This is a genomic window from Corynebacterium segmentosum (assembly GCF_900637825.1).
In the GTDB taxonomy this organism is placed as follows: Bacteria; Actinomycetota; Actinomycetes; order Mycobacteriales; family Mycobacteriaceae; genus Corynebacterium; species Corynebacterium accolens.
In genome coordinates this window covers 1178860-1203322 of record NZ_LR134408.1, presented here as the reverse complement: position 1 = coordinate 1203322, position 24463 = coordinate 1178860, and the positions used below count along the sequence as shown (strand labels likewise).

Below are 24463 nucleotides of genomic sequence, written 5' to 3'. Positions count from 1 at the left end.
GGAGGCAGCCATGGTGAGTTAGGCGTTAAATTCGTGGCGCAAATCCGTCTTTACCAAGGTGGCATGCAAGGAAACCACTAGCGCCGTCATCTGCTGGGATAGTTCTTCTGCCTGCTGGTGTGCGGTATCGGAATTCGAGTGCGCTACGGGGGCTGCGACTTGGGAGATTAAATCCGCCTGGCGGCGGGCGCTATTGCGCAGGGACTTCAGCTGGCTAGAGCTAAAGCCAAAAGCCTGCAGTGCAACTGTGGCAGAGGCAATGGCCACGTCATCGGTATTGAAAAATCCTGCGGCATCCGGCTTAATCAGCTTGTCCTTGATAAAAGAGGCAATATCCGCCTCCGATGCCCCCGCCTGCTCTGCTACCTCGGCATCGGTCAGGCGCGTTACCGCGGGTGCTTTGAACTGCTGCGGGGACAGCAAGGTCTCCGCATTGCCAGCAGAAACAATGGCGGTGACCTGGCCGGAATCCATTGCTTCCAGCTGCTCGCGAATGACCTTGAGCGGGGTGTAGTTATCCCGCTGTGTGGTCAAGATATAGCGCAGCCTATCCACGTCTTCCTGCGTGAACCGGCGGTAGCCGGAGGCAGTGCGCTGGGGAGAAATCAGCCCCTCTGATTCGAGGAAGCGGATTTTAGACACAGTGACATCAGGGAATTGCTGATTCAGCGTTTCTAAGACCACGCCAATGGACATGGTCTTAGCCTTCTTCGTGTTCGGGCTCTTGCGGCGAGCTGATGCCGCCGCGGATTCTGCTGCGCTCACTGTGTCTATCTCTTTAAAAGTGTCTCAGTAGTCGTTGGATATAAAAAGGAGACTAAACCGCTTTAACCAAGGACGGCAAAACGGTTTGTCTGCTGCAGTTTTAGTCCTGCTTGGTGATGAATACGAGGCGGAATTTACCGATTTGAATCTCATCTCCAACCTCGAGCGCCTGCGAATTGCGCGGCTCGCGGTTGACGTAGGTGCCGTTCAAGGATCCCACGTCTACAACCTCGAATTGGCCTTCATCATTCTTGCGGAATTCAGCGTGGCGGCGGGAAACGGTGACATCATCCAGGAAGATATCTGCCTCCGGGTGGCGCCCCGCCGTGGTGGTGTCCTGGTCAAGCAAGAAGCGGGCACCGGCGTTGGAGCCGCGCTTGACGACGAGCAACGCCTGGCCATCTTCCAAGTTTTCCGTACCTACCGCAGAGGTATCGGTTCCCTTGGTGCCATTTTCCATTTCCTTGAGCAGGTCAGCGCGGAATACAGAGGTGGTCTCCACCTGTGGTTCCGGGGTTCCGGTGTTCTCGCTCATTGTTACCTCCGGGGATTAGTTTTGAGTTACTTATACCAATAATAGCGACTCTTCCGAGTCTGTGATCTCTCAGTGGGCAATTATTTCACCGGAAAATGTTTCCGATGCCGCTCAACACGGAATTTCCCTGCCCCGCAAGGGGGTTATCAGAGACCATATAGGTCCACGTTGCGCTTGGACGGTTCAATCCTGAGTCTGCAAGGTGTGCCCCCTCAGAGTCAATAGGCACCTGTCTGAAGGTCTCTACTGACTGATCCACCGCCCGCTGCGCCAAGTCCTTAAACTCGCGCACCGCAATGCGGTGATATTCATCGATCGGGGTCTCGCGCGCGATGGCGCGCAGGTGAATGGATTCTCGCACATCATCCAGCAGCTCAAGGTGGTCGGCCCAGCCCATGTCCAAGTGATACAGCATGATCTCCCGCGCCGCCTGAACTCGCACTGCCTCCGGGAGATCCGCAAGCTCGCTCGCCCGCTCTGGGGCGCGCTCGGCTAGTTCCTGCCACGCCTGGTCTGTGTCCAATAGCGCTGCACGGCGCTTATCGATGATGATGCGCTGATCCGCCAAGAGCTGGTTATACTTCCAGGTCTGGGCGTGAATCTCTAGCAATTGGCCCTCTGTTACCCGCTGGCAATGGGCCACAAAGTCCTGCACCCGCTTGGATTCGATGAGCCCGCCAGGGCCAGGTTGCGCGCTGACCTTTTCCCCAGCTCCGCCTTGTTGCACCACGTCGTCTTCCAGCGAGACGAAAAATAGCGCCAAGCCTGGGTCTCCTTGGCGCCCTGCACGCCCGCGCAGCTGGTTATCAAGCCGCGCGGTGCGGTGCCGAGAGGTTCCGATCACAGCAAGGCCGCCGCGCTCGGCCACCTCATCGTGGTCCGTTTCATCTGCGCCACCGAGCTTGATGTCGGTGCCGCGGCCGGCCATTTGTGTGGAGACGGTTACCCGCCCCACATCGCCGGCTTCAGCAACAATCTGTGCTTCTTCGCGGTCATTTTTGGCGTTGAGCACATTGACTTCGATATCTCTATCGCGCAAGGCCTCAGCCAAATTTTCTGATTCCGCCACGTCTTGGGTTCCCACAAGCACTGGTTGACCAGCATCGTGCAGGCGGGCAATTTCTTCGACGATGGCCGCCGACTTCTCCCCTATGGTGGCAAAAATACGGTCCTGCTCATCGAAGCGCCGCAAGGGCTTGTTCCGATCGATGACGGAGACGTGCAGGTCATAAAACTGCCGCAGCTGGTCGGTGGCTTCTACCGCAGTGCCTGTCATTCCGCAGACCAGCGGGTACCGGCGCATGAGTTCTTGCAGGGTAATCGTATCGAGGATGCGACCGCCCTCTGAGACTTCCAGGCCCTCTTTGGCCTCTACCGCCGCCTGCAGCCCGTCGGGCCAGCGTTGTAGATCGGCGACGCGGCCACGGGAGGCATCGATTAGCTGCAGCTTGCCATCCACCACGATGTAATGAATATCGCGAATCAACAGCGCCTTTGCGTGCAGCGCCAAGTTGACCTTCACGAGGACGGTGCCGATATTGTCCTCGGAATAAAGAGAATCGATGCCGAGCTCGCGCTCCACGCGTGCGGAACCGACATCGGTAAGCTGCACCGTGCGCCCATCATCCGAGATAACGTACTCGTGGTTCTCCCGCAGTCGGGAGACCACATTGGTAATTTGCCCCGTGGGCGCCTCACCTGGGCGATTTCCGGCGAGCACCAGCGGCACGAGGGCCTCGTCCACCAAGACAGAATCGGCCTCGTCTACCAAGGCGACATCGCCAGGAGCTTGCACTGTCTGTGCGCGTTCGGTGATCTGATTATCGCGCAACAGGTCAAACCCCAGTTCATTTACGGGGGCGTAAATAATATTTCGCGCATAGGCAACGCGGCGCTCATCCGCGCTCATGCCTTCCGTCACGGAAGCTACCTGCAGGCCAAAAAATTCCACGACAGGTCGCATCCACTCGGCATCGCGGCTGGCTAGATAGTCATTGACCGTCACGACGTGGACCCGCTTTCCGGTCAGCGCGAAACCCGTTGCTGCCATCGCGCCAACGAGCGTTTTGCCCTCACCGGTAGCCATTTGAATGACATCACCGGTAAGCAGGCGCAATACAGCCTGCGATTGCACGGTAAACGGGTGTAAGCCCAGCGTGCGTTCGCATGCTACGGCTAATGCGCCGAGGAATTGCGCCTTGTCTGCGACCTCGCCGCCGCGCACCGCATCGCGGGCGGCTTGAGCCACGGCAGCATCGTCGCTCTGTGCGAGTTTCTCCGCGGCGGAGCGAGCTTCATCCACGATGGCCTTGGATTTCTTATCGTTTCGCTCGCTTTGCGAGCCCATCGCTTTCCAGAACCAATCGAATGCTCCCACGACAATTCCTCCTTTAGGGGCTGGCTGCCTACGACTCTAGTCAACCTCATCTGGCTTGGAACTTATGGGGCCGTTATTGTAGGTGCCATGCAATCCGTCAATGTTAAGCTGCCGTCCAGCCGAGGAACCGAGATGGCAGGAACCATCGACTTTCCTGATGCTCCCCCTCTCGCCTTCGCCGTCTTCGCGCATTGCTTTGCCGGCTCGCGCCATACCCCTGGCGCGGCCCGCACCTCGAAGCAATTAACGGAATTCGGTATCGCAACCTTGCGCTTTGATTTTCCCGGTTTGGGGCAATCAGAAGGCGAGTTCGCGGACACCACGTTTAACCAGAATGTCGACGATATCCGCGCCGCCGCGGACTGGCTAGAAGAACACTATTCCGCACCACAGATGCTCATTGGTCACTCCTTGGGCGGCGCAGCGGTGCTCAAGGCCGCCACGGCAATGAAAAAGATTCGCGCCGTGGCCACCATCGGCGCCCCCTTCGATCCCGCGCACTCCGTGCTGCACTACGCGGATAAGATCGGCGAGGTAGACGCTAATGGTGAGGTCGAGGTCGTCTTGGGCGGCAGGGCCCTGACCATTTCGCGCAAATTCCTGGAGGATTTGGCAGAAACCAATCCGGAAGAATATCTACCGCGGTTGCGCAAGCCCCTCTTGTCCCTGCATTCCCCCATCGACCAAACGGTGGGCATCGACAATGCGCAAAATATCTTCCGCATGACCCGCTACCCCAAGTCCCTCGTCTCGTTGGATAAGGCCGATCACCTGCTCACGAAACAGGGTACGGCGGCCCGCGCCGCTGATCTGATCGGTGCTTGGTCGCGGCAGTTTATCGTTCCCGACTATGACCCTGAGGAAGTGGGCACGGATGCCGCCGTTGCCCGTCCCGCTACCGGCACCAAATTCGGCGTTGTGGTCCGCCACAATGATCACTCCGTGACCGCGGATCGCACCAAAAAGGAAGGCGGCAAGGGCAAGGGCTTTACCGCAACCGGACTGCTCATGTCTGCCCTTGCATCTGCTTCCACCCAGGCCATCAAGGAGGCCGGCAAGAAGCTTGCGCTTGACGATGTCCACGTGACCATCACCCAGACCGGTACCACCTCCTTCGAGCGCCGCATCGAACTAAAAGGCTCCTTGAGCGATTCCGATATCGATGCATTGCGTGCGGCCGCACGCGATACCGACGTCGAGCGCATGGCCGCCGGCGCCACCATCACCGATGTCGTGGACGCCAACTAATGGTGGCCCTCAACCCCATCGCCGGTTCCCGCCGCTGCCCCTGCACGAGCGGGCTGAGCTTTGGCGAATGCTGCGGTAAGTACCATGCCGGTGCCAAAGCTCCCACCGCCGAGGCCTTGATGCGTTCGCGGTTTAGCGCCTTCGTCAGCGGCGATGAGGACTACCTCCTGCGCACCTGGGATCCGGTGACTCGGCCGGGCTCATTGGACTTGGCTGACTCCCCCATCAGGTTCTACCGCCTCGATATCCTCGATACCGAGCGAGGTGGTCTTGTAGACGATGAAGGCATCGTGGAATTTGAGGCCTTCTACAAGGGCGAGGCAGTGGGCTCCCAGCGGGAGCGATCATCTTTCCGGCGCCTCAATGGCGCTTGGGTCTATTCCACCGGCGAGCTTTAATGCAGGTCACGGCCTAGATTTCACTGTGGAATTATCCTGATGTAATCTAGGGCAGTCGCAACAAATAATGCGACGCCGGGCTATGGCGCAGTTTGGTAGCGCACTACACTGGGGGTGTAGGGGTCGCAGGTTCAAATCCTGTTAGCCCGACAAATTGTCCCACGGCTATGGAATCACCTCCACGGCCGTGGGATTTTCTGTATCTACACCGCAAATAGGATGGCGAGACCAAGCAGGATAAGCACCGTGGGGAATAAAACGCTCTCCCACTTCTCTAGTGCTTCTGCTACGGCTGGCCGGGTGGCCACGAACTTCGCGGCCGCTACAAGGCCGGCGACCAAAACGAGGAATACGATGCAGTACACCGCGATGTCTGCCGGCGCAGACGTGGTAAATACCGGCAGGTACACACCGATATTATCGCCGCCGTTGGCAAACGTGACCCCGGCTACCGCAGCGACACTGAGCTTCTTTCCAGAAACGTCATCGTCGTCTTCCCCGCGAAAAGCCTCCCAGGCTGCCCAGAGGCCAATGGCCAGGGGAATAAGCCCGAAAAAGCGAATCCAGTTTTCCGGAAGGATGGCGCTAAGTCCCAGACCAAGTGCCACGGAGACCGCGAGGATCCCCAAAAATCCCAGGTACTGGCCCAAAAGGATGGTTTTAGTCGTGCCCTTCCTGCCCGCGCCACGGGCAAAGAATAGCGAGAGAACAACGATATCGTCGATATTGGTGACGATGAATAAGACGATTGCGGATGCGAGAGTAGTAAGCACCCAGCTAGCTTAACGCATCCACCGATGACAATTGTCATGGAAACCTAGTGACACAGTTCCTGCTATTACGAACACAAGCCTGGTTAAGTGCAAAACATGAAAACGACACGCACCCCAAGCTCAATTTCCTCACCAGCGATTAAAGTACGCGACGTAGAAAAAGTCTTCGCAGCAAATTCCTCGCATTCAGTGCGAGCACTTAATGACGTATCAGTCTCCATCGCCCCCGGGGAAATCGTAGCGTTGCTAGGTACCAACGGCGCTGGAAAGTCCACACTCATTGACCTCATCTTGGGGCTTACCGAACCATCTTCCGGCACTGTCACAGTCCTAGGCAAAAGCCCCCAGGAAGCGATCAACAACGCACAGCTAGCAGCGGTGCTCCAATCCGGAGGTCTTCTCCCCGAGCTCACCGTAAGCGATACCTTAAAGATGATTTCCGCTACCTTTGCCCAGCCCCTAGACATTGGCGAGGTCGCACATCACACCAACTTAGAACCGATATTGTCTCGACGAGTGGGCAAGTGCTCCGGCGGCGAGCAACAACGTCTTCGTTTCGCGCTTGCGCTCCTCGGTGACCCGCAGATCCTCATCCTTGACGAGCCGACTGCCGGTATGGATCCAGGCGCTCGCCGGGATTTTTGGGCGTCCATGCAGCACCAGGCTGAACTCGGTCGCACCATCTTCTTCGCGACACACTATCTCGAAGAAGCGGACAATTTTGCTGAAAGGATAGTGCTTTTGCACAAAGGGGAAGTTGTGGCCGATGACAAGGTAATTGATATACGTAGCCGCGGCGAGGTCCGAAGAATTACGGCCCAATTTGACGGCAGTATCCCTCCAATGAGTGCGCTACCAGGCGTTACCGAAGTCACCCGCACTGGAGATCACATTCAAATGACTACCTCAGATTCAGATTCACTGGCCCGCCATCTTCTTAACCACACAGGCGCCTATGACCTCACCATTAGAGCTCATAGTCTGGAAAATACTTTCCTCGCGCTCACCGATGAGCACAGCTAACCCAATTCTCCTCCCGCCAGCCCCCAAACGAAAGATTCCAACCATGTCTAATAGTTCCACCGCGCCTGGGTTTAGTAACACAATGCGTTTTGCTGGGTACAATTTCCTCCGGCTACGCCGCAACCTCGCCCCGCTATTTTTCACCACCATTTTGCCGGTATTTTTCTATTTACTTTTCGGCACACTAATGGACTTTGGCAACCTTCCCATTCACAACGGTAACTTTGCAGCTCTCCAAATGATCAGCATGGCCCTGTACGGCGGCGTCGCCGGTGCGGTGGGAGCCGCTGCTGCTTCAGTCACTGATGCTCGATCCGGTTGGAGACGCCAACTAGCGCTTACTCCGCTGCGCCCTCACCAGATCTTCTGGGCGAATATCACCTCCATAGCATTGCAAGCTCTGCTCCCCATTGCAGCAGTGTTTCTCACTGGTGCATTAACTAAAGCTGACATGGAGCCCCACCAATGGGTTCTGTCCTTTCTTGCGTGCGTTGTTGTCTCTATTCCCTTTGGCTTATATGGGATGATATGGGCACTTGCTTTACCGACGGATAACTCCGTGGCCATTGCTTCTTCCTCTATTGTCCTCCTGCTGTTCGCCGCCAATGTCTTTATCCCCCTATCTTCCTCACTTATGGCGTTTGCCCGCTTTACACCCCTTTTTGGCCCAGTAGTGCTGGCTCAATGGCCGTTGGCAGAAGGGATGCAACTGCTCAATGATGCCGATGGCACGGTTAACCATTCCTTGTGGAGCGCGGGACTAAACTTCGCCGTATGGACCGCAATTTTCGTCGGAGCCTGCGCAATGCTGCTCCACCGCGACAAATCACGAATGTAATGGATTCATTCCATTCGCCCTTCAAGGGATTCGCTACAAATAATGCGGTGTTTGCTAGCGTTTGGCTTATATTTCTGCTCTTCGGCTTAATTCTCAGTTTCGCTCAGCCTGGTGTGGACGCTACGCAGCGCCTAGGTTCCACTGCCTGTGTTATCGCTTTCAGCGCCCTATATTTCTTCAGCTTTGGTTCAGTGACTTACTACCCGCGGGGCTGGAACTTACGTTATCGCTTGGCCGCTCGGTGGTCTGCCTTAGCGCTCATAGCACTTATCTCCATACCCTTCTTCGGAGTTTATGCTACGACGTTTGTGCCCTATCTAGCTGCTTTCCTCGGGTTTCAATTACCGTTGCGTCGGGCATTATTATGGGTACTTCTTACCGGACTCGTAGTCACAGGTGCCTTATGGAGCGTCGATTCGCAGGACCTCTTAGGGACATTCATTGTGATATTCGGCTGGCCAATTTTGCTGGTGTTGCTAGGCACAATGTCTCAAAGAGAAGACTCGCGCACGGATTTAGAGCATCAACTCGATCTCGCTCGCCAACGTGAAGACATTGCCACAGACGTCCATGATTTGCTCGGTCACTCGCTTACCGTCATCAATTTAAAATCTGAGTTGGCACAGCGGCTAGTAGACGTAGATCCAACTCGAGCTCGAAACGAGCTTCAAGAAATAAGTGACCTTTCCCGTAAGAGTTTGGCAGAAGTCCGCTCCACAGTTACCCGGATGCGTATGCCGACCTTCGAAGGAGAAGTTCAGGCAGCACGACGAGCATTCGATACTACAGGGATTCAAGCGCATCTTCCTGCCAACGTCCAAGCCGTAGGACTTTATGACGCCGCCTTTTCCTGGGCATTACGTGAGCTCACCACTAACGTTATTCGCCACTCAGGAGCACAGAACTGCTGGGTTAGCATAACCCAAAATAAGCTCCAAGTCGTAGACGACGGTTGCGGCTTCGATCCGAAAAAGCAGTACCAAAGTGGCGGGCTACACGGGCTGCACAAGCGAATGAAGGACAGCGGCGGAAAGTTGATTATTATGAGGAAGGACGACCGCACCGTAGCGCTGATTACTATGAATGGTGATACTGAGTTACTACCCTTAGACAGTGAAGTGGAGTCCGATGGCTGATACATCTCCACCCATCCGCATCCTCATCGCGGAGGATCAATCATTGGTTCGCGGTGCCCTTGTCGCTCTCCTAGCTACCGAACCAGATATCGAGGTAGTTGCTCAATGCGCAACGGGCAACGAGGTTGCAGGGCTCGTTGCCAAGCACAATGTGGAGGTAGCTCTACTCGATATTGAGATGCCTGGAAAGAGCGGTCTAGACGTAGCTGAAGAGCTCTCCGGCGGTCCATGCAAATGCCTCATCGTTACTACTTTTGGCCGTGGCGGCTATGTAAAACGTGCTATTGATGCTGACATCGCTGGATTCATAGTCAAAGACACTCCCCCAGAACAACTCGCGGAGGCAATTCGCCGAGTAAAGGCTGGGCTGCGGGTGATCGATCCTGCCTTAGCACGAGAAAGTCTTTTTACCCCGGACAACCCGCTCACACCCCGGGAACGAGAAATCGCGCGGCTTTTATTATCTGGGGTGACTTCCTCAGAACTGGCGCGCAAAGTGCATCTTAGTCCAGGCAGTGTACGCAATGTCGTGTCCAGTATCATGACAAAAACCGATGCAAATAATCGCTATGAGGCTGCGACGAAAGCCCAAACTCAGGGTTGGATTTAAAAAGCGCATTTTTCACCAGTCCAATCGGACCGCGTATTCCAGAAAAATCGGCCATAGACATAGGCTTAAGCCCCGCTCCTGTCTGGAACGGGGCTTAAGCGATATTTAATTAGAAACTAGGGCGAGAACTACTTGTTCTCGTCGTCGCCGTCATTATTGGTGCCGAGCTTGTCATCAATGGCATCGCGGGCCTTATCTACCTGGTCTGCCTTGTCCTCGCCCAGCTTGTCCTTGGCAAAGTCCTCGGCCTTGTCTAGGCCTTCCTTGGTAACTTCCTCGCCCTTTTCGGAGTTCAGTGCTTCCTTTGCCTTGTCAAAGATACCCATTGCTAATCCTTTCGTTGTTTACTTCATCTAACCATTGCCGCATCCGGCAACACTGCCCACGATAACGACGCTGTCGAGACTTCGCCACCAAAGGTTGTCAGAAGTTCTAAAGTGATAGCGTTAATGAGATCAATGACCAGCTCGCACGGAAAAGGCAGAAAATGACGCACACTAGCCCTAGTGCAGATGGCAACGCCGCGGAATTCTTTGGGTTGGTGTGGCCTGGCAAGCAGGCCGCGCGCGCGGCAGCAGAGGCTCCCCTAACCGCCGAGTTCGAGATCGATGCTGCGTTAAGCAGCGTAACCGACTCCCCCAATAGCATCTATTTGGCCGATAACCTGGCGGTTCTACAGCACTGGGCTTCCACGGGCGAGACCTTCGATGTCATCTACATCGACCCGCCGTATAACACCGGCCGGGACTTTGTCTACCGCGATAATTACCGCGCGCGACGCGAGGTGAATTCAGGTAGCTATGCCCAGTGGCACGCCGAGTGGCTGTCCATGATGTTGCCGCGGCTCATCCTGGCGCGGCGGGTGCTGGCAGAAAACGGCTTTATATTCGTCTCCATCGGAGAGGACGAGGCTGCTAATACCCGCAAGGTCTTGGACGAGGTCTTTGGTGAGGGCTGCTATGCCGGGCAATTCATTTGGAAAAAGGCCGGCACTGGGAAAAACGATTCCAAGTATGCGGTGGTAGAACACGAATACATCCTCTGCTATGCCAAGAACCCGGATAACCCTGGATTTAACCTGGATGCAGAGGGCTACACCAGCACCAAATATAACCACGAGGATGAACGCGGCAAATACTCCTTGGTGCGCCTTGATTCTAAGACCCTGGGGTACCTGCCATCGCTGGATTTTCCCATTGCCTCACCCGATGGCACGCAACACTGGCCGGACCAACCGGCTGGACACAGCCAGGTAGCGCGCTGGCGATGGGGCAAGGACATGGTGGAAAAACGCTACGATGAGTTGGTCTTTCGGCGCGGATTCGTCTACACCAAGAACTATCAAAAGGCAGGGGCGCGGCCGCGATCCATCCTCGATGGACAGAGGTTTGGCGTAACGCGCACCGGACGCCGCGACGCAGAAGAGGTCATGGGCGTGGAGGGAATCTTTGATTTCCCCAAGCCGGTGCGCCTTATCAAGCATCTCATCGCCATTGGCGGCGGGCCCGATGCCCGTGTGCTCGACTTTTTCGCAGGCTCAGGCACCACGGCGCAGGCGGTCATCGAACTCAACCGAGAAGATAAGGGCGGGCGCAGTTTTCATTTGGTGCAAATTCCAGAGCCCACTGCCCCGAACAGTGCGGCGCACCGGGCAGGTTTTCTCAGCGTGGCGGATATTTGCGTAGAGCGCGTGCGATCCGTGCTTGGGTCCTCTTTTCGGACCTACCGCGCGACTTAAGTTTCGCGGGTGCCGTCGGGCCTGCCGGGAATGCCGAAGAAGTCCAAGACTCGGTCAGTGGCGAAGAACTTTCCTACTTCATTATTTTTGTCTCCAAGACCACCCGGCCACACGTGGGATCCGCCACCGATGCGGATATGCTCCAGCGGTGCGGAACAACCCCGCCAATGCAAATCGAGGGCATTATTGACCAAGCGGTTGGTGTCTACCTTCTCCGAGCATTTATTGCGCTTGCGGTCTTGCTCCAGGACGGATTCGACCGAGAAGTACTTGGTCTTGTGCCGGGTTCCGCCGTAATAACCCACGACGGGGTCATCGGTGCCGTGCATATCGAGGCGCCCTACCGGTTCATGGGCGCAGTCTTTCAGGATGTCTTCATAATACGCAGCGGAAATGGTGGCGACCGAGTGGAAGATGCCGGGCATCTGGCAGGCCAGGTAGGCAGCAAAACCGCCGCCGTTGGACATGCCGGTGGCATAAAGCCGGGAATCATCGACGTTGTAGGTCGCGCGGAGGGAATCGAGGATATCGAGCACGAATTTCTTGTCCTCGCTCCCGCTGGTTTCCGCGTACGGGGCGGGGCTCCATGCCTTTTTCTTGCCCGTGGGAAATACGGTGATGGCTTGCGCCGCATCGAGGCGGGAATAGCCGCGCAGGTTTTCCGCTGACTGCCCCCACCCGTGAAATGCCATGACCACTGGCCACTGTTTTTGGGACGTGTACTTTTCTGGCACGCTGAGGATGAAGGAGCGCCCGGACGGAAGGTTAATCGTCGTATACGATCCTGGTTCCGGGCCACTGAGCGGCGCGGAGGTAGGAATCCCGAGCTGCGAGGCAGCCGAACCGTGCGATTGCGTGCTTTCGCTGCGTGCCGCCGAGCCTGATTCTTCCTCGTTATTTGCGCATGACACGCCCAGCGCCGCCACGCAGCACAAGACTGCGGTGCTCAACGCAGCGCGCACCGGCCTCCGTCTCATGATGTTCGTCCCTTCTGCCAAGCGGCCCATAATTGTTTATAACGGCCCCCATAATTTAGCAGTTCTAAATGGCCACCCTGTTCTACCACCCGGCCATTGTCCATGACCACGATGGCATCGGCGCGCGAGGCCTGATCCAGGCGGTGCGCAACCACCAAGGCGGTCCGCCCCTCCATCACAGATTCTGCGGCATCCTCTAAGGATTCAGCGCCCACCGAGCCTGCTTCCGCCGTGGCTTCGTCCAAGATAATAATGCGGGGATCCAGCAGCACGATTCGGGCAAGAGCCAATTGCTGCGCAGCCACCGGGTCCAACGGCATGCCTTGCGCGCCCACGATGGTATCGAGGCCCGCTTCCAGATCGAAAAACCAGTCAGCCTGCACTTGGCGTAGGGCCTGAACCATTTCCGCATCGGTGGCCTGTGGCGCTGCGAGTGCAAGATCCTCGCGCAAACTCCCAGAAAAGACGTGCACCTCCTGGGAGACGAGGGCGAGGCGCTGGATACGCTCGGCATCGGAAAGCAGGGCAACCTCGACGCCATCGACAAGCACGGTGCCCTGATCTGGGACGCGCAAGCCCGCGAGCAACGCAGCCACGGTGGATTTCCCGGCGCCAGACGCCCCGACGAGGGCAACCGTTTCACCCGGCTTAATCGTAAGGTTGAGTCCCTCGACGGCCCAAGAGTTATCGCTATAGCGGAAGGAAATATCCCGCATATCAACGCTGCCATCGCCCCTCGGTGCACCGCTATCCGGCACAGGTCGGGGCGGATTGATGACCACGCCCACAATGCGCGCCAATGACGCATACCCAGATTGCACCGTATCTAGCACGCGCATTAGCCCCATCAGCGGCCCGCGCAGGCGAATGAGCAATAACATCGCCGCGGTGACCGCACCAACGGTAAGCGCATTGGCCTGCACCACCCAAAAGCTTACCGCCAAACCGCTGCCCAATAAGACCAATTCAATGCCGGTGAGGTGAGCCTGGAGTACCATCATTGTCCGGCGCGCGTTATATCCCTCTTCCACCACACGCGTTGAAGCCGCGCCGATTCGATCGTGCATCGCATTTTCCATGCGAAATGCGCGCACCGTCTCCCTGCCGTGGATTGCCTCCAAAAGGCGGCGGGCGCGGTCCGCCATGGCGGCGCGTTCTGCGGCATACCTGTCAGGGGCACGCCGCAAGTAATACCGGCCAGCCAAGAAATACAGAGGGGTCACGGCAAGGATAACCACGAGGTATTGCCAATCCACTGTAAGCAGCGCCACCCCCGTTGAGGCAATGGCAAAAATGGACTTCGCCAGCACGGGGACCGTCTCTGTGACCGCGGCGGATAGCTCTGCCACGTCATCAGTAGAACGCGATACCAAGTCCCCGGTTCCGGCGTCCTCGACGCGGTGCGTGGGAAGGCCGAGCGCCGTAGAGACCATATCCTCGCGCAGAGAAGCGATGACTCGCTCGGTGAGCTGGGATAGGACGTAGAACCCCGCCGCTGATAATGCGGCAGACGCGGCGGCAACCCCGATAAGCACGACGCCAAGGAGGGCGATGCTGGCGCCCGTCGTAACGGCATCAACAATTTTGCCAAGCAGGATCGGGATGGTGACATTGGCCGCTGCTCCGGCGATCAAAAACACCACGGCGATAAGGGCGCGGCGACGCGCGTTCGGGATAACTGCTAGTTGCTGCGCCACAACCTCTCGCACCTGTGACCACGTAGCGGTGGGAAAACGCATTAGGACTCCACCCCCACGGCATGCCAAGCAGGCGCCGACGTATAGACGATGGTGGGTTTGTCCTTCCGGTAGCCCGCAACGCGATGAGCTACGTCTTGCTCGGTAACTGAATCGACCGCTGTGGTGGGATCAGAAAGGATCAGCACCTCTGGATCCGCGGCTATAGCACGCGCAAGCGCGACTCGTTGCTGCTGGCCGCCGGACAAATTGTTTCCGCGCTCACCCACCGCGCGGTCCAGCCCACCGGGAATATCCTCGCCCGCGGCCACCTCTAAAGCCCGTGCGGCCGTATCCGCATCCGGATGAATATTGTCTTGTACGGTCCCGTCAAACAGCATGACCTCATGTGGCACGACGATGAATTTTTCCCGGGGTAGGTCTCGCAGTTCTTCCGGAGCATGTCCATCGATGGCGGTCACCCCTGGCCGCAGCGCAGGAACCTGTGGTGCGGCGTCCTCGGGAAGTCCAGGAGCGCCCAGCAGGCCCACGATTCGCTGCGCACTCGCCTGCGCCGCGGCCCACCGGGAGGCAATATTCCTTCCCAGCATGGTCATCGGGGTAATGATGAATTGGGTAAGGCCAATTACCATAATGAGCTCACCAATGCTCATCTGCCCATCCAGCGCCAGGTAGCCGGCGGCAACGGCGACGGCGATGACATAAATCGAGCCCAGCGCCTCCGTAGAAGCATTCAATCCTGCCTGCGCCGCATTGGCTTCAACGGTTCGCTCGTAGGCGGCATCGGAATCACCCGCATAACGCTTACGCACGGTACCTATCGCACCGATCCCTTTAATAATGCGCAGGCCATGGACAATATCCGTCGCCGTCGCGCTCGCCCGGCCCAATGCTTCTTGCCGGATACCAGAGCGCTTGCGCAAGGGACCAGCCGAGCGCAGCGATCCCCACACCACGATGGGGCCGCCGCATAAAATGGCCACGCCTAGCGGCACATTCACCCGGCTGGTCATCACCGCGACATAAATGATCGACGTAATCTCCGCCACCGGGAACACCGTCATCATCACCGCGTTCTGCACACGGGTCGCATCGGTCGAGGCAATGGCCAATAACTCCCCTGGCGTGCGTTTCGGCCCGCCCATCCCTTTGGGATCCATAATCCGATCCGTGATGGCCATGCGCACGTCGTGGCCGATAACCAGCATGCTGCGCGCGTTGAGCCCGCGGCCACACCACCCGGTAATAGCATTAACCGCGAAGGCCAGGACCAGAAGTGCAAGCCACCACCACAGTCGCCCTATCGATCCTTCCACCACCGCTTCATCGATGGCATAGCCCACGATGACCGGCGTTGTGCCGTTGAGTACGAAGGAGATAGCCATGCACACGGCCGCTGGGATGGTCATCCCAGGCCGGGAGAAGACAGTCTTCAGCAACCACCGCCGATCTGATGGTTCTGGAAGTGTTGCCATAACAAGCCATTCTAATTCCCGGTAGGTTAGATAGCCTATGTCGACTCGCCACCCCAACCCCCAGCACTTCCCCAGCTACCGCAATCCCTCTGCAAAGCAGAAGCCTACCTTTGGCACCGATCCCCAGCGCACCCAGGCAGCGCGCGCCTTCCACCGCGGCGCCCACACCTATCAGGATGTCCGCCCCCATTACCCGCCCGAGGTTGCTGAGCTCATCGCCGGAGCCCACCGCGTTGCCGATATCGGCGCCGGCACCGGCAAACTTACCGAGTCCCTCACCAATCCCTGCGTGCTCGCGGTTGAGCCATCTCCAGATATGGCCCGCGTGCTCCACCGCCGCCTAGACGTTCCCATCATCCGCGCCACGGCCGAGCACACCGCGCTTGCCGATGCCTCCCTCAACGCCGCCTGCCTCGCCCAAACCTGGCACTGGGTCGACGTTGCCGCCGCTTCCGCCGAGCTGGACCGCATCCTCGCGCCGGGCGGGCGCGTCCTTTTAGTGTGGAATACCCTCGACGTACACGCGGATCCCTGGATCCTTCGGTTAAGCCGCATCATGCACTCCGGCGACGTGCATAAGCCAGGCTTCTATCCCGAATACAAAGCACCCTGGACCTTAGACCGCGAGGTCCGTCTAAGCTGGACCCACGAACTCACCCCAGAACAGCTCCACCAACTCATGCACACCCGCTCGTACTGGCTCAGAAATAACGAGGCCATCCACGAGCGCATGACCCACAACCTGAACTGGTACCTCTACGAACACATGGGCTTTTCCGCCGGCCAAAAACTGCACATCCCGTACCGCACGGATGCTTTCGTGCTGGTACGGGAGTCGAAGTCTCGCGACTGATTACAGGAGAACCTGGGCCAAGAGGGAGCCGACCACACAGGAGGTAAATACGGAGATCGCTCCGGGGATAAGGAACGAGTGGTTGATGACGTATTTGCCAATTCGCGTCGTACCCGTGCGATCGAAGCCGATGCAGGCCAAGTCGGAAGGATACGTGGGCAAGATGAAGTAACCATAAGCCGCACCGTAGAAACCAACGATGACAGCCGGGTCAATGCCCAATTGCAAGCCAATGGGAGCAATTGCTACCAGTGCAGCAGCCTGCGAATTTACCAATTTGGATACAATTACCAACACGACGGCGTAGGTCCAAGGGGCCGCCTCAACGACAGAGCCCAAGTTCGTCTCCAGTGCATCGATGTGGGATTGGAAGAACGTATCTGCCATCCACGCAACACCAAAGACGGAAAATACAGCTGTCATGCCGGCCTTGAATACTGGCGTAGATGCAATCTTTTTAGTATCTACCTTGCAGCTAAGAAGGATGATGGCACCGGCGACGAGCATGACCATCTGGATGACTAGGTTCATGGATACAGGGCTCAGCTCGCCGTCATCACCAGGAACCAGTGGGCGCAGGAACTCGAAGGCGCCGAGGAGGACCACGCAGGCAATAGCGACAAGGAAAACGACTACTGAACGCTTAGCCTCGCGGGAAAATTCCTTACCGATGAGCGAATCGGCGCTCTCATTGATGCTGGCGGCAAACTCTGGGTCTTTCATCCGTTCTTGGAAAGCCGGATCCTTGTCCAGGTCCTTGCCGCGACGCAGCGACCATAACGCGGCGAGAAGAACACCGCACAAGGACGCGGGTAGCGCCACCGTAAGAATCTGCGGAATCGAATAAGCCTTGTCGATAGCTCCAGCATTTTCCGCAAGGATCGACGCAAGAGAAACGGTAGCCACAGACACCGGTGAAGCGGTAATACCCATCTGCGCCGAGGTCGAGGCCACTGCCATAGGACGCTCAGGACGGATTCCCTTTTTGAGCGCGATGTCTTCAATGATCGGAAACATGGTGTAGACCACGTGGCCAGTGCCGCACAGTACGGTAAGGAACCAAGTAGTCAGTGGTGCCAAAATGGTGATGCGCTCTGGATGAGCACGCAAGAACTTCTCCGCATGCTGCATCATCACTTCCAAACCTTGTGCTTGTTGCAGTGTGGCTGCACAGCCGATAACGGCAATGATCGTAAGCATGACCGACACGGGGGGCTCGCCCGGTGCCAAGCCAAATACGAAGACCATCAGCATCAAGCCGATGCCAGAAATTAATCCTAGGCCGATCCCGCCATAGCGGGTGCCCAAAAGCAAAGCACTTAAAATGATTATGACTTGAAGCACGATAGCCAGGACTGAATCCGGGGCAATCACATTCGCTAACATGTCATGCCTTTCAAACAGAAAGTAAATGGTTGACAAGTTTTATCCTATCGGCGCCATAATGCTTTCACCGAAGCGAAAAGGAGAGCGAAGTGTCACACCATTGTTGGTGACACTTTTGCTCTCCTAAGTGGTAAAATACCGGGTTAACCGGCAAAATTATGTAGTTTTGAGGCCCCCTGATGCCTCTACAGTAAGCTCCGGCTTTGCTGGCGAGACAAGCTCAACTACACCTCACGTGCCAACCCCGAAAGATGTTGTGCACTATTAGTTGTCGATTCCTCAGGCCTAGTCCTTCCCGGACTTTAATTCGACCTTGTACTGTAAGTGATTTTTCACTGCGGGCCACTCATGCCGCAGCACGCTATACACGCAGGTATCTCTGACTAACCCGTTATCGAGTATCTGGTGGCCACGAAGGATTCCATCAAGATGTGCCCCTAGGGATTCCAACGCGCGGCGGCTTTCGCGGTTAAAGGAGTTGGTGGTGAAGAACACGGATAAGCAATCAAGCTGCTCAAATGCATGGCCCATGAGGGCCAGTTTGCAGTCTGCATTAACCGCAGTATTCTGCGCTGATTGCCTGTACCAGGTGTATCCGATTTGTGAGCGCCTATTACCCAGATCAAAGGCCTGATACCCAGTCATTCCCACTGTAGTGCCGGCTGAATCAAAGACCGTAAAAAGCTGCGCCCCGTGGGAGTCATACCAAGAAATGCGCTCTTCCACGGCTTTTTCCATCTCGCTCGGTGATGGAACCTTGGTGTACCACCGCTTCCATAACTCCCCGTCCTGTACCGCCTCAGCTAGTCCAGGAGTATGGTCCACGCTCAACGCCTTGAGAGTGACATGTTGCCCGCGCAAGATCTCGATTTTCTGTGACACCGTATTTACCTTCTTGCTTTCTGGGCCTAAGCCAATGATCTGATGTCTTTCAAGCTTAGCTGCCAATGACACCGAGCGTAATGAGATAGATAAAAACAGCGAAGCCCCACGGTTGTGAAGGCTTCGCTCGTTTTCGCAGTGAACTCTTATTTCCGCTTTTTACCTCGGCGTTCGCGCACGCGCACGGCAATGCGGATTGGAGTGCCGTGGAAACCAAAGCGCTCGCGGAACTTGCGCTCAAGGTAGCGCCGGTAGGATGCGTCGAGGAATCCAGTGGTAAAGAGAACAATCGTCGGCGGCTGGGTCGATGCTTGCGTAGCAAAGAGCACGCGCGGCAAACGATTATTCTTCATCGGCGGCGGGTTGGCAGCAATCGCCTCACGCATCCAGTTATTGAGCTGGCCGGTGGACACGCGCTGATCCCAGCTTTCTAGGGCCTCAATCATGGCAGGCTCCAGCTTTTGCAAGGCGCGGCCGGTCTCAGCCGAAATATTAACGCGGGTTACCCACGGCAAGTGCCGCAGCTGCTCGTCAATCTCGCGGTCGAGGTAATAGCGGCGGTCCTCGTCCATAAGGTCCCACTTATTGAACGCGATGACCAGCGCTTTGCCGGATTCCAGCACCATATTGAGCACGCGCTGGTCCTGCTCGGAGATCTCCTCGGAGGCATCGATAAGCATGATGCATACCTCGGCCGCATCGATCACGCCACGGGTGCGCAAGGACGCATAATACTCGTGGCCCTGCGCGTTCTTGACCTTCTTGCGCAGGCCCGCGGTATCAATAAACTTCCACAACTGCTCATCTAACTGCACCAGCGAGTCCACGGGATCCACCGTGGTGCCGGCGACATTATCTACCACCGAGCGCTCCTCGCTGGTGAGCTTATTGAGCAACGAGGACTTGCCCACATTAGGCCTGCCGACGAGCGCGACGCGGCGAGGGCCCGATGTAATCGAAGTCTCGCGCGGTTCTTCGGGGAAGCTGCGCAGGATCTCATCCAGCACGTCCGCGCCACCGCGCCCGTGCTGTGCAGACACCGGCCACGGGTCCCCGAGGCCCAAGGCGTAAAACTGCGCCATATCCGCATACTGGTTATCGGAATCAAACTTATTCGATACCACGATCACCGGAACCGGGGACTTTTGCAGGCGGCGCGCCATAACCTCATCGGTTTCGGTAATGCCCACTTTGGTGTCTACCACCATCACGATGACATCGGCGGTATCCATCGCCAGTTCTGCCTGGCGGGCGATATCGGCGTGCATGCCTTTGACGTTGGGATCCCAACCGCCGGTATCCTGCACGATAAAGCGCTGCCCATTCCAGTCCGCCACATAGGAGACGCGGTCACGGGTAACGCCAGGGTGGTCTTCTACGACGGCCTCGCGGCGGCCGAGGAAGCGATTAACCAGCGAAGACTTGCCCACGTTCGGCCTGCCCACAATAGCGACGGTGCACAGGGCTTCTTCGGTGGCATCGGCGAAGCCCAGCGATTGCGAGAGCTGCTCCCACTCGTCCTCACTGAGAGGCTGCTCTAGGTCTTCGTCATCCCCGTAATCGGCCTCGCCGAATTCTGACTCATCAAAGTCGTAGTCGAATTCTTCGGCATCAAAATCGTCCGTAGCCCACCCCGGCGAGGTCTCTACCGTTTCCTCGTCGAACTTACCCGCAGGGTAATGGAACTGCGTGACTTCTTCCTCTGGGGACTCAAAATCTTTATTGCTCATGAGCGGGACTCCTTAACCACGTTGATAAGAGCCTGCACGACATCCTCCGGGCTCATGTCAGAGGTATCGACGATAGTGGCGTCGTCGGCTGGGCGAAGCGGCGAGGTGGCGCGGGAAGAATCCGCGGCGTCGCGGCGCTGCACATCTGCCAGTACCGATTCAAAATCGGAGGCGATGCCGGCCTTTTCGTTTTGATCGTGCCGGCGCTGCGCGCGAACTTCCGCGGAAGCCGTCATAAAGGCCTTCGCCGGGGCATCGGCTAGCACGACGGTGCCGATATCGCGGCCCTCTACAATGGCGCGGTGGGCGCGTTGCGCCAGCGTGCGCTGCAATGCCACCAAGTTCTCCCGCACCTCCGGGATGGCAGATACCGCGGAGACATTCTGGGTGACCTCGTCTTCCCTAATGATGCGGGAGACATCGGCGCCATCGAAAAGCACCTGCGTGGAATCCGGATCATCGGAAACCTCCAAGGGCAGGTTCGCCGTCGCGGAAATCACCGCTTCCTTGTCCGCGGGATCCACGCCGTGGCGCATTACCGCAAGGGTTGCCACCCGGTACATGGCGCCGGTATCGATGTATTTTGCGTCCAACTGCTTGGCCAAGGCCCGGCAGGTCGTGGACTTTCCCGTTCCGGAGGGGCCATCGACCGCGAGAATCAGGCCTTCATCAGGCATATTCGAAATCATTACATCCCCACCGCCTTGTACAAGCTCGTCAACTCGTTGGAATTCAGCGCGCGCAACCCGCCGGGCTTCATATCGCCCAATTGGACCGTGTGCAGCTTGGTGCGCACCAGGCGCTGCACGGGATAGCCAGCTTCCTTCAGCAGGCGGCGCACGATGTGCTTGCGCCCTTCGTGCAGCTCGACTCGGACCAAAGAGAATCCCTGGTTCTTGTCCACTACCTGCACGAAATCGGCCTTGGCTAGGCCATCTTCTAGCTCGATGCCCTCTTTAAGCTGGCGCACCAACTTATTATCGGCCTCGCCCAATACCGTGGCCAGGTAGGTTTTCTTCACCTCATATTTGGGGTGCATCAGGCGGTTGGCCAATTCCCCATCGTTGGTGAGGATGAGCAGGCCTTCCGTATCCGCATCCAAGCGGCCTACGTGGAATAGGCGCTGGCCCGAGGCAACCTTTTCAGAAACCACGTCACCCACGCAGGGACGGCCGAGATCATCTGACATCGTCGACTGCATTCCGCGGGGTTTATTGAGGATGAAATATTCTTGGTCCTCGTTGACGTTGACGCGAACGCCATCAACGCGGATGACGTCCACGGCGGGATTGACCTTAACGCCCTGCTTGAGGATGACATTGCCGTTTACTTCAACGCGTCCGGCATCAATGAGGATTTCCGCGTGGCGGCGCGATGCTACACCCGCCTTAGCCAAGACCTTTTGCAGGCGCTCGCCCTTGGGCTTTTCATCATCGACCAGCCAGTCAGCGCCCAAATCGCGCGCCACCGATTCTGCAGTGGCCTTCTGCTTTTTCTTGGAAACGTGTTGATTACGAGCCGGCTTGGCATTGGAGACAACGATATCGCTGTCTCGCTGCTTCTTATCCGGTGTGCCGTCACGGCGAGCGGGAGGAGTCACTTAAGTGTCCTTTTCTCTCGAAGATATGAAATTACCTGCGTGAGTCTACCCCACCTCAGTACTCTTCGTCGATTGCATCGACGTCTGGAAGCAGCGGCGCCAGATCCGGAAGGCGTTCCAGCGAGTCTATACCTAGCAGTTCGAGGAAAAGCTCGGTGGTTTCATATCGGTGCGACGCCCCCTCGAACTCGTCCTGCGGGAGCTCACGGATGAGCCCGCGCAGGTTAAGGGTGCGCATCACGCCGTCCACGTTGACCCCGCGGACCGCAGAGACCTGCTGGCGCGTGACCGGTTGGCGATAGGCCACGACGGCGAGGGTTTCCAAGGCCGCGCGCGAGAGCTTCGTTTGCGCCCCATCCAATAAAAACTCCTCCACCGCGCTGGCGTTTTCCTGGCGGGTATAAAACCGCCAACCTTCTGGCGTTTCGCGCAGCTCAATTCCAGAGCCGCGGCTGTCGAATTCGCGTTGGATGGCCCGCAAGCAGTCACTAATGACCGCAGGTTCTACGCTAAGCGCCCGCGCCAAGGACTCTACGGATGCCGGCGAATCGAGCACCAGCAAGATCGATTCAAGCCGGGATCGCAATTGCGAAATGAACGGAAGATCCATGCCCCTTAGAGTACAACCACGGACGGCGGTGCTAGCACTAATCCCAATTTGCTGCAGCAACGACCGCAGGATCTACGTCCAAGCCGGTCCAGGAAAGGTCTAGTTGGCCCAATGCCTCCTCCTGCTGGGCATCAACCGCCTTGGCCTTAAACAGCTCCAAGAGCGCCAAGAACCTGCCGACGATATGCATGGTTGTGGTGCAATCCCGGGTAAGCGAGGAAAAACTTGTCCACTGCCCAGCGCCCATGAGTTTGAGCGTTTCGAGTATTTTTCCTGCCTGTTCGGGCACGGAGACGGCGACGCCATGAATATGGCCCGTTGCCACTTCTTCCGGCGGCCTGGGGCGAAAGACGCCCGCCGCCATTTCCGCAAAGCTCGCTGGAGTATGCCCCAACGTTACGGGAGGTAGAAGCTCCGCAAATTGCTCCTCGATGCTCACGGCGCGCGGGTAACTGCGCTGTGCCTCCCGTTGCCAACGGGCAAATTGATCCGCCGCCTGTTTATAGGCCTTGTACTGCAAAAGGCGGGCGAAGAGCAGATCACGGGATTCCAGCAGTTCCAGGTCCTCTAGATCATCGACCTCGCCCCGCGGCAATAGCCGTGCGGCCTTTAAGTCCAATAGCGTCGCCGCCACGACCAAGAAATCCGTCGTCTCATCCAGATCCGCGTTCTCGCCCAATTGGCGGGTGTAGCCAACGAATTCATCGGTCACCTCAGACAAGGCTACATCCGTGATATCCATCTTTTTGGCCTGGATGAGCTGCAAAAGCAGATCAAATGGCCCCTCGAAATTCCGCAGGGCAATGCGGAAGCCCGTAATCTCTGGCTGCGTCACGGTAGCTTAAACGGCCGAGCGTTCGATGACTTCCTTCGCCAGATCGCGGTATTGCTGCGCGGCCTGCGAATTGGGCGCCCACGAGGTGATGGGCTCGCCGGCCACGGAGGTTTCTGGGAAGCGCACGGTACGGGTAATGACGGTATCGAATACTTGATCCCCAAAGTATTCCACCACGCGGGACATCACCTCACGGGCATGCTTGGTGCGCCGATCAAACATGGTGACCAGAATGCCCATTACTTCCAGATCGAAGTTGATGCGGTCAGAGACCTTTTCCACCGTGTCCGTGAGCAAGGCAAGCCCGCGCAGCGAGAAGAACTCGCATTCCATCGGGATGATGACGCCCTGGGAACAAGCTAGGGCGTTGACCGTAAGCAGACCCAAAGAAGGCTGGCAATCAATGATGATGAAGTCATAGTCGCGGCGCACCGGGCGCAGGGCTCGCGCCAAGGTGTGCTCGCGGCCTACTTCATTGACCATCTGGATCTCTGCTGCGGAAAGGTCAATATTGGCCGGAACGAGGTCCATGCCGGACACGCTGGTGTGATGAATGGCGGAGTGGATAGAGGTATGACTATCCAGCATCACGTCATAAATCGAGTCCTCGATGTCGTCATGGTTTAATCCCAGCCCGGCAGAAAGAGCACCCTGCGGGTCCAAGTCAACTAAGAGGACCTTGCGCCCATACTCTGCGAGGCAAGCGCCCATATTGATGGTGGACGTGGTCTTGCCCACGCCGCCCTTTTGGTTACACATCGAGATGATGGTCGCGGGCCCATGTTTTTCCAAGGGGGCGGGTTCCGGCAGCTCGCGGACAGGGCGGCCAGTTAGCCCCGTCTCTACATCAGAGGCTGAAAAGAGACCCTCTTCGCTCACAGTCAAACCTTCTTCCTTGACGCCAAGTCATGGACCATGACATTTGGCATAGGGTTGCTTACAACGTTGTAACTATAGCGTACCCGCTCCCCTTTATG

At 57.3% G+C, this 24463-nt stretch carries 24 protein-coding genes and 1 tRNA gene; 9 read left to right on the top strand and 16 right to left on the bottom strand.

Features of this window, described 5'->3' with window-relative positions:
- Positions 1-18: 18 nt before the first annotated feature.
- From EL217_RS05785 to secA2, 3 genes are all read right to left on the bottom strand, one after another.
- Positions 19-765, bottom strand: coding sequence for a MerR family transcriptional regulator (locus EL217_RS05785; protein ID WP_126319004.1), 747 nt, complete (start codon positions 763-765; stop codon positions 19-21).
- Between the two features lie 100 nt (positions 766-865).
- Positions 866-1300, bottom strand: coding sequence for an oxoglutarate dehydrogenase inhibitor Odhl (odhI, locus tag EL217_RS05780; RefSeq protein ID WP_023017531.1), 435 nt, complete (start codon positions 1298-1300; stop codon positions 866-868).
- 85 nt (positions 1301-1385) lie between these two features.
- Entirely contained in the window at positions 1386-3677 is a 2292-nt protein-coding gene (gene secA2, locus EL217_RS05775) for an accessory Sec system translocase SecA2 (RefSeq protein WP_126319002.1), read from the bottom strand.
- A gap of 87 nt (positions 3678-3764) precedes the next feature.
- Here secA2 and EL217_RS05770 point away from each other — a divergent pair, with 87 nt between their 5' ends.
- From EL217_RS05770 to EL217_RS05760, 3 genes are all read left to right on the top strand, one after another.
- On the top strand, positions 3765-4925 hold the full coding sequence (locus EL217_RS05770; RefSeq protein ID WP_126319000.1) for an alpha/beta fold hydrolase: 1161 nt from the start codon (positions 3765-3767) through the stop codon (positions 4923-4925).
- On the top strand, positions 4925-5323 hold the full coding sequence (locus EL217_RS05765; protein ID WP_023017534.1) for a YchJ family protein: 399 nt from the start codon (positions 4925-4927) through the stop codon (positions 5321-5323). Before EL217_RS05770 ends, EL217_RS05765 begins: the two co-directional genes overlap by 1 nt.
- A 76-nt stretch (positions 5324-5399) precedes the next feature.
- A tRNA-Pro gene (locus tag EL217_RS05760) sits at positions 5400-5473 on the top strand.
- A gap of 53 nt (positions 5474-5526) precedes the next feature.
- On the opposite strand, the gene EL217_RS05755 is transcribed toward EL217_RS05760, so the two are convergent.
- Positions 5527-6096 (bottom strand): cadmium resistance transporter, encoded by a 570-nt coding sequence (locus EL217_RS05755; protein ID WP_126318999.1) that lies wholly within the window; start codon positions 6094-6096, stop codon positions 5527-5529.
- A gap of 96 nt (positions 6097-6192) precedes the next feature.
- Here EL217_RS05755 and EL217_RS05750 point away from each other — a divergent pair, with 96 nt between their 5' ends.
- The 4 genes from EL217_RS05750 to EL217_RS05735 all read left to right on the top strand — a co-directional run bounded on the left by EL217_RS05750 (position 6193) and on the right by EL217_RS05735 (position 9703).
- Complete coding sequence (locus EL217_RS05750) at positions 6193-7119, top strand: ABC transporter ATP-binding protein (RefSeq protein ID WP_023017536.1); 927 nt, start codon at positions 6193-6195, stop codon at positions 7117-7119.
- Between the two features lie 82 nt (positions 7120-7201).
- Positions 7202-7957, top strand: a complete 756-nt coding sequence (locus tag EL217_RS05745; protein WP_084539259.1) for an ABC transporter permease — start codon at positions 7202-7204, stop codon at positions 7955-7957.
- On the top strand, positions 7957-9093 hold the full coding sequence (locus tag EL217_RS05740) for a sensor histidine kinase (RefSeq protein ID WP_023028788.1): 1137 nt from the start codon (positions 7957-7959) through the stop codon (positions 9091-9093). The genes EL217_RS05745 and EL217_RS05740 overlap by 1 nt, the downstream gene beginning before the upstream one ends.
- Positions 9086-9703: a response regulator transcription factor gene (locus tag EL217_RS05735; protein WP_005282866.1), complete on the top strand. Its 618-nt coding sequence runs from the start codon at positions 9086-9088 to the stop codon at positions 9701-9703. Before EL217_RS05740 ends, EL217_RS05735 begins: the two co-directional genes overlap by 8 nt.
- Positions 9704-9831: 128 nt before the next feature.
- On the opposite strand, the gene EL217_RS05730 is transcribed toward EL217_RS05735, so the two are convergent.
- Positions 9832-10029: an antitoxin gene (locus EL217_RS05730; RefSeq protein ID WP_005279274.1), complete on the bottom strand. Its 198-nt coding sequence runs from the start codon at positions 10027-10029 to the stop codon at positions 9832-9834.
- 161 nt (positions 10030-10190) lie between these two features.
- On the opposite strand from EL217_RS05730, the gene EL217_RS05725 reads away from it, so the two are divergent.
- The gene (locus EL217_RS05725) at positions 10191-11441 is read left to right on the top strand and encodes a site-specific DNA-methyltransferase (protein ID WP_126318997.1); all 1251 of its coding nucleotides are present in this window, start codon (positions 10191-10193) and stop codon (positions 11439-11441) included.
- Here EL217_RS05725 and EL217_RS05720 read toward each other — a convergent pair.
- From EL217_RS05720 to EL217_RS05710, 3 genes are read right to left on the bottom strand one after another with little or no spacing between them, the layout of a single operon-like run.
- A complete protein-coding gene (locus EL217_RS05720; RefSeq protein WP_232018199.1) occupies positions 11438-12418 on the bottom strand; it encodes an alpha/beta hydrolase family esterase in 981 nt (326 codons plus the stop codon). The genes EL217_RS05725 and EL217_RS05720 overlap by 4 nt on opposite strands.
- A complete protein-coding gene (locus EL217_RS05715; protein ID WP_126318995.1) occupies positions 12415-14157 on the bottom strand; it encodes an ABC transporter ATP-binding protein in 1743 nt (580 codons plus the stop codon). Before EL217_RS05715 ends, EL217_RS05720 begins: the two co-directional genes overlap by 4 nt.
- A complete protein-coding gene (locus tag EL217_RS05710) occupies positions 14157-15590 on the bottom strand; it encodes an ABC transporter transmembrane domain-containing protein (protein ID WP_126318994.1) in 1434 nt (477 codons plus the stop codon). Before EL217_RS05710 ends, EL217_RS05715 begins: the two co-directional genes overlap by 1 nt.
- A 37-nt stretch (positions 15591-15627) precedes the next feature.
- Here EL217_RS05710 and EL217_RS05705 point away from each other — a divergent pair, with 37 nt between their 5' ends.
- Complete coding sequence (locus tag EL217_RS05705) at positions 15628-16443, top strand: class I SAM-dependent methyltransferase (protein WP_126318992.1); 816 nt, start codon at positions 15628-15630, stop codon at positions 16441-16443.
- Here the strand turns inward: EL217_RS05705 and EL217_RS05700 are convergent, their stop codons facing one another.
- The 8 genes from EL217_RS05700 to EL217_RS05665 all read right to left on the bottom strand — a co-directional run bounded on the left by EL217_RS05700 (position 16444) and on the right by EL217_RS05665 (position 24365).
- Positions 16444-17829 carry an anaerobic C4-dicarboxylate transporter gene (locus tag EL217_RS05700; protein WP_005279282.1) on the bottom strand — a complete coding sequence of 462 codons (1386 nt, stop codon included), beginning with the start codon at positions 17827-17829 and terminating at the stop codon, positions 16444-16446.
- A 285-nt stretch (positions 17830-18114) separates the two neighbouring features.
- A complete protein-coding gene (locus EL217_RS05695) occupies positions 18115-18783 on the bottom strand; it encodes a GNAT family N-acetyltransferase (protein ID WP_232018400.1) in 669 nt (222 codons plus the stop codon).
- 74 nt (positions 18784-18857) lie between these two features.
- Positions 18858-20441 (bottom strand): ribosome biogenesis GTPase Der, encoded by a 1584-nt coding sequence (gene der / locus EL217_RS05690; protein WP_126318988.1) that lies wholly within the window; start codon positions 20439-20441, stop codon positions 18858-18860.
- Positions 20438-21130 (bottom strand): (d)CMP kinase, encoded by a 693-nt coding sequence (gene cmk, locus EL217_RS05685; RefSeq protein WP_023030785.1) that lies wholly within the window; start codon positions 21128-21130, stop codon positions 20438-20440. The genes der and cmk overlap by 4 nt, the downstream gene beginning before the upstream one ends.
- The gene (locus EL217_RS05680; protein WP_126318986.1) at positions 21130-22041 is read right to left on the bottom strand and encodes a pseudouridine synthase; all 912 of its coding nucleotides are present in this window, start codon (positions 22039-22041) and stop codon (positions 21130-21132) included. Before EL217_RS05680 ends, cmk begins: the two co-directional genes overlap by 1 nt.
- Before the next feature lie 55 nt (positions 22042-22096).
- Positions 22097-22651 carry an SMC-Scp complex subunit ScpB gene (gene scpB / locus EL217_RS05675; protein WP_005279288.1) on the bottom strand — a complete coding sequence of 185 codons (555 nt, stop codon included), beginning with the start codon at positions 22649-22651 and terminating at the stop codon, positions 22097-22099.
- A 37-nt stretch (positions 22652-22688) separates the two neighbouring features.
- A complete protein-coding gene (locus EL217_RS05670) occupies positions 22689-23486 on the bottom strand; it encodes a segregation and condensation protein A (RefSeq protein ID WP_005279289.1) in 798 nt (265 codons plus the stop codon).
- A 6-nt stretch (positions 23487-23492) separates the two neighbouring features.
- Positions 23493-24365, bottom strand: a complete 873-nt coding sequence (locus EL217_RS05665) for a ParA family protein (protein ID WP_126320036.1) — start codon at positions 24363-24365, stop codon at positions 23493-23495.
- Positions 24366-24463 lie beyond the last annotated feature (98 nt).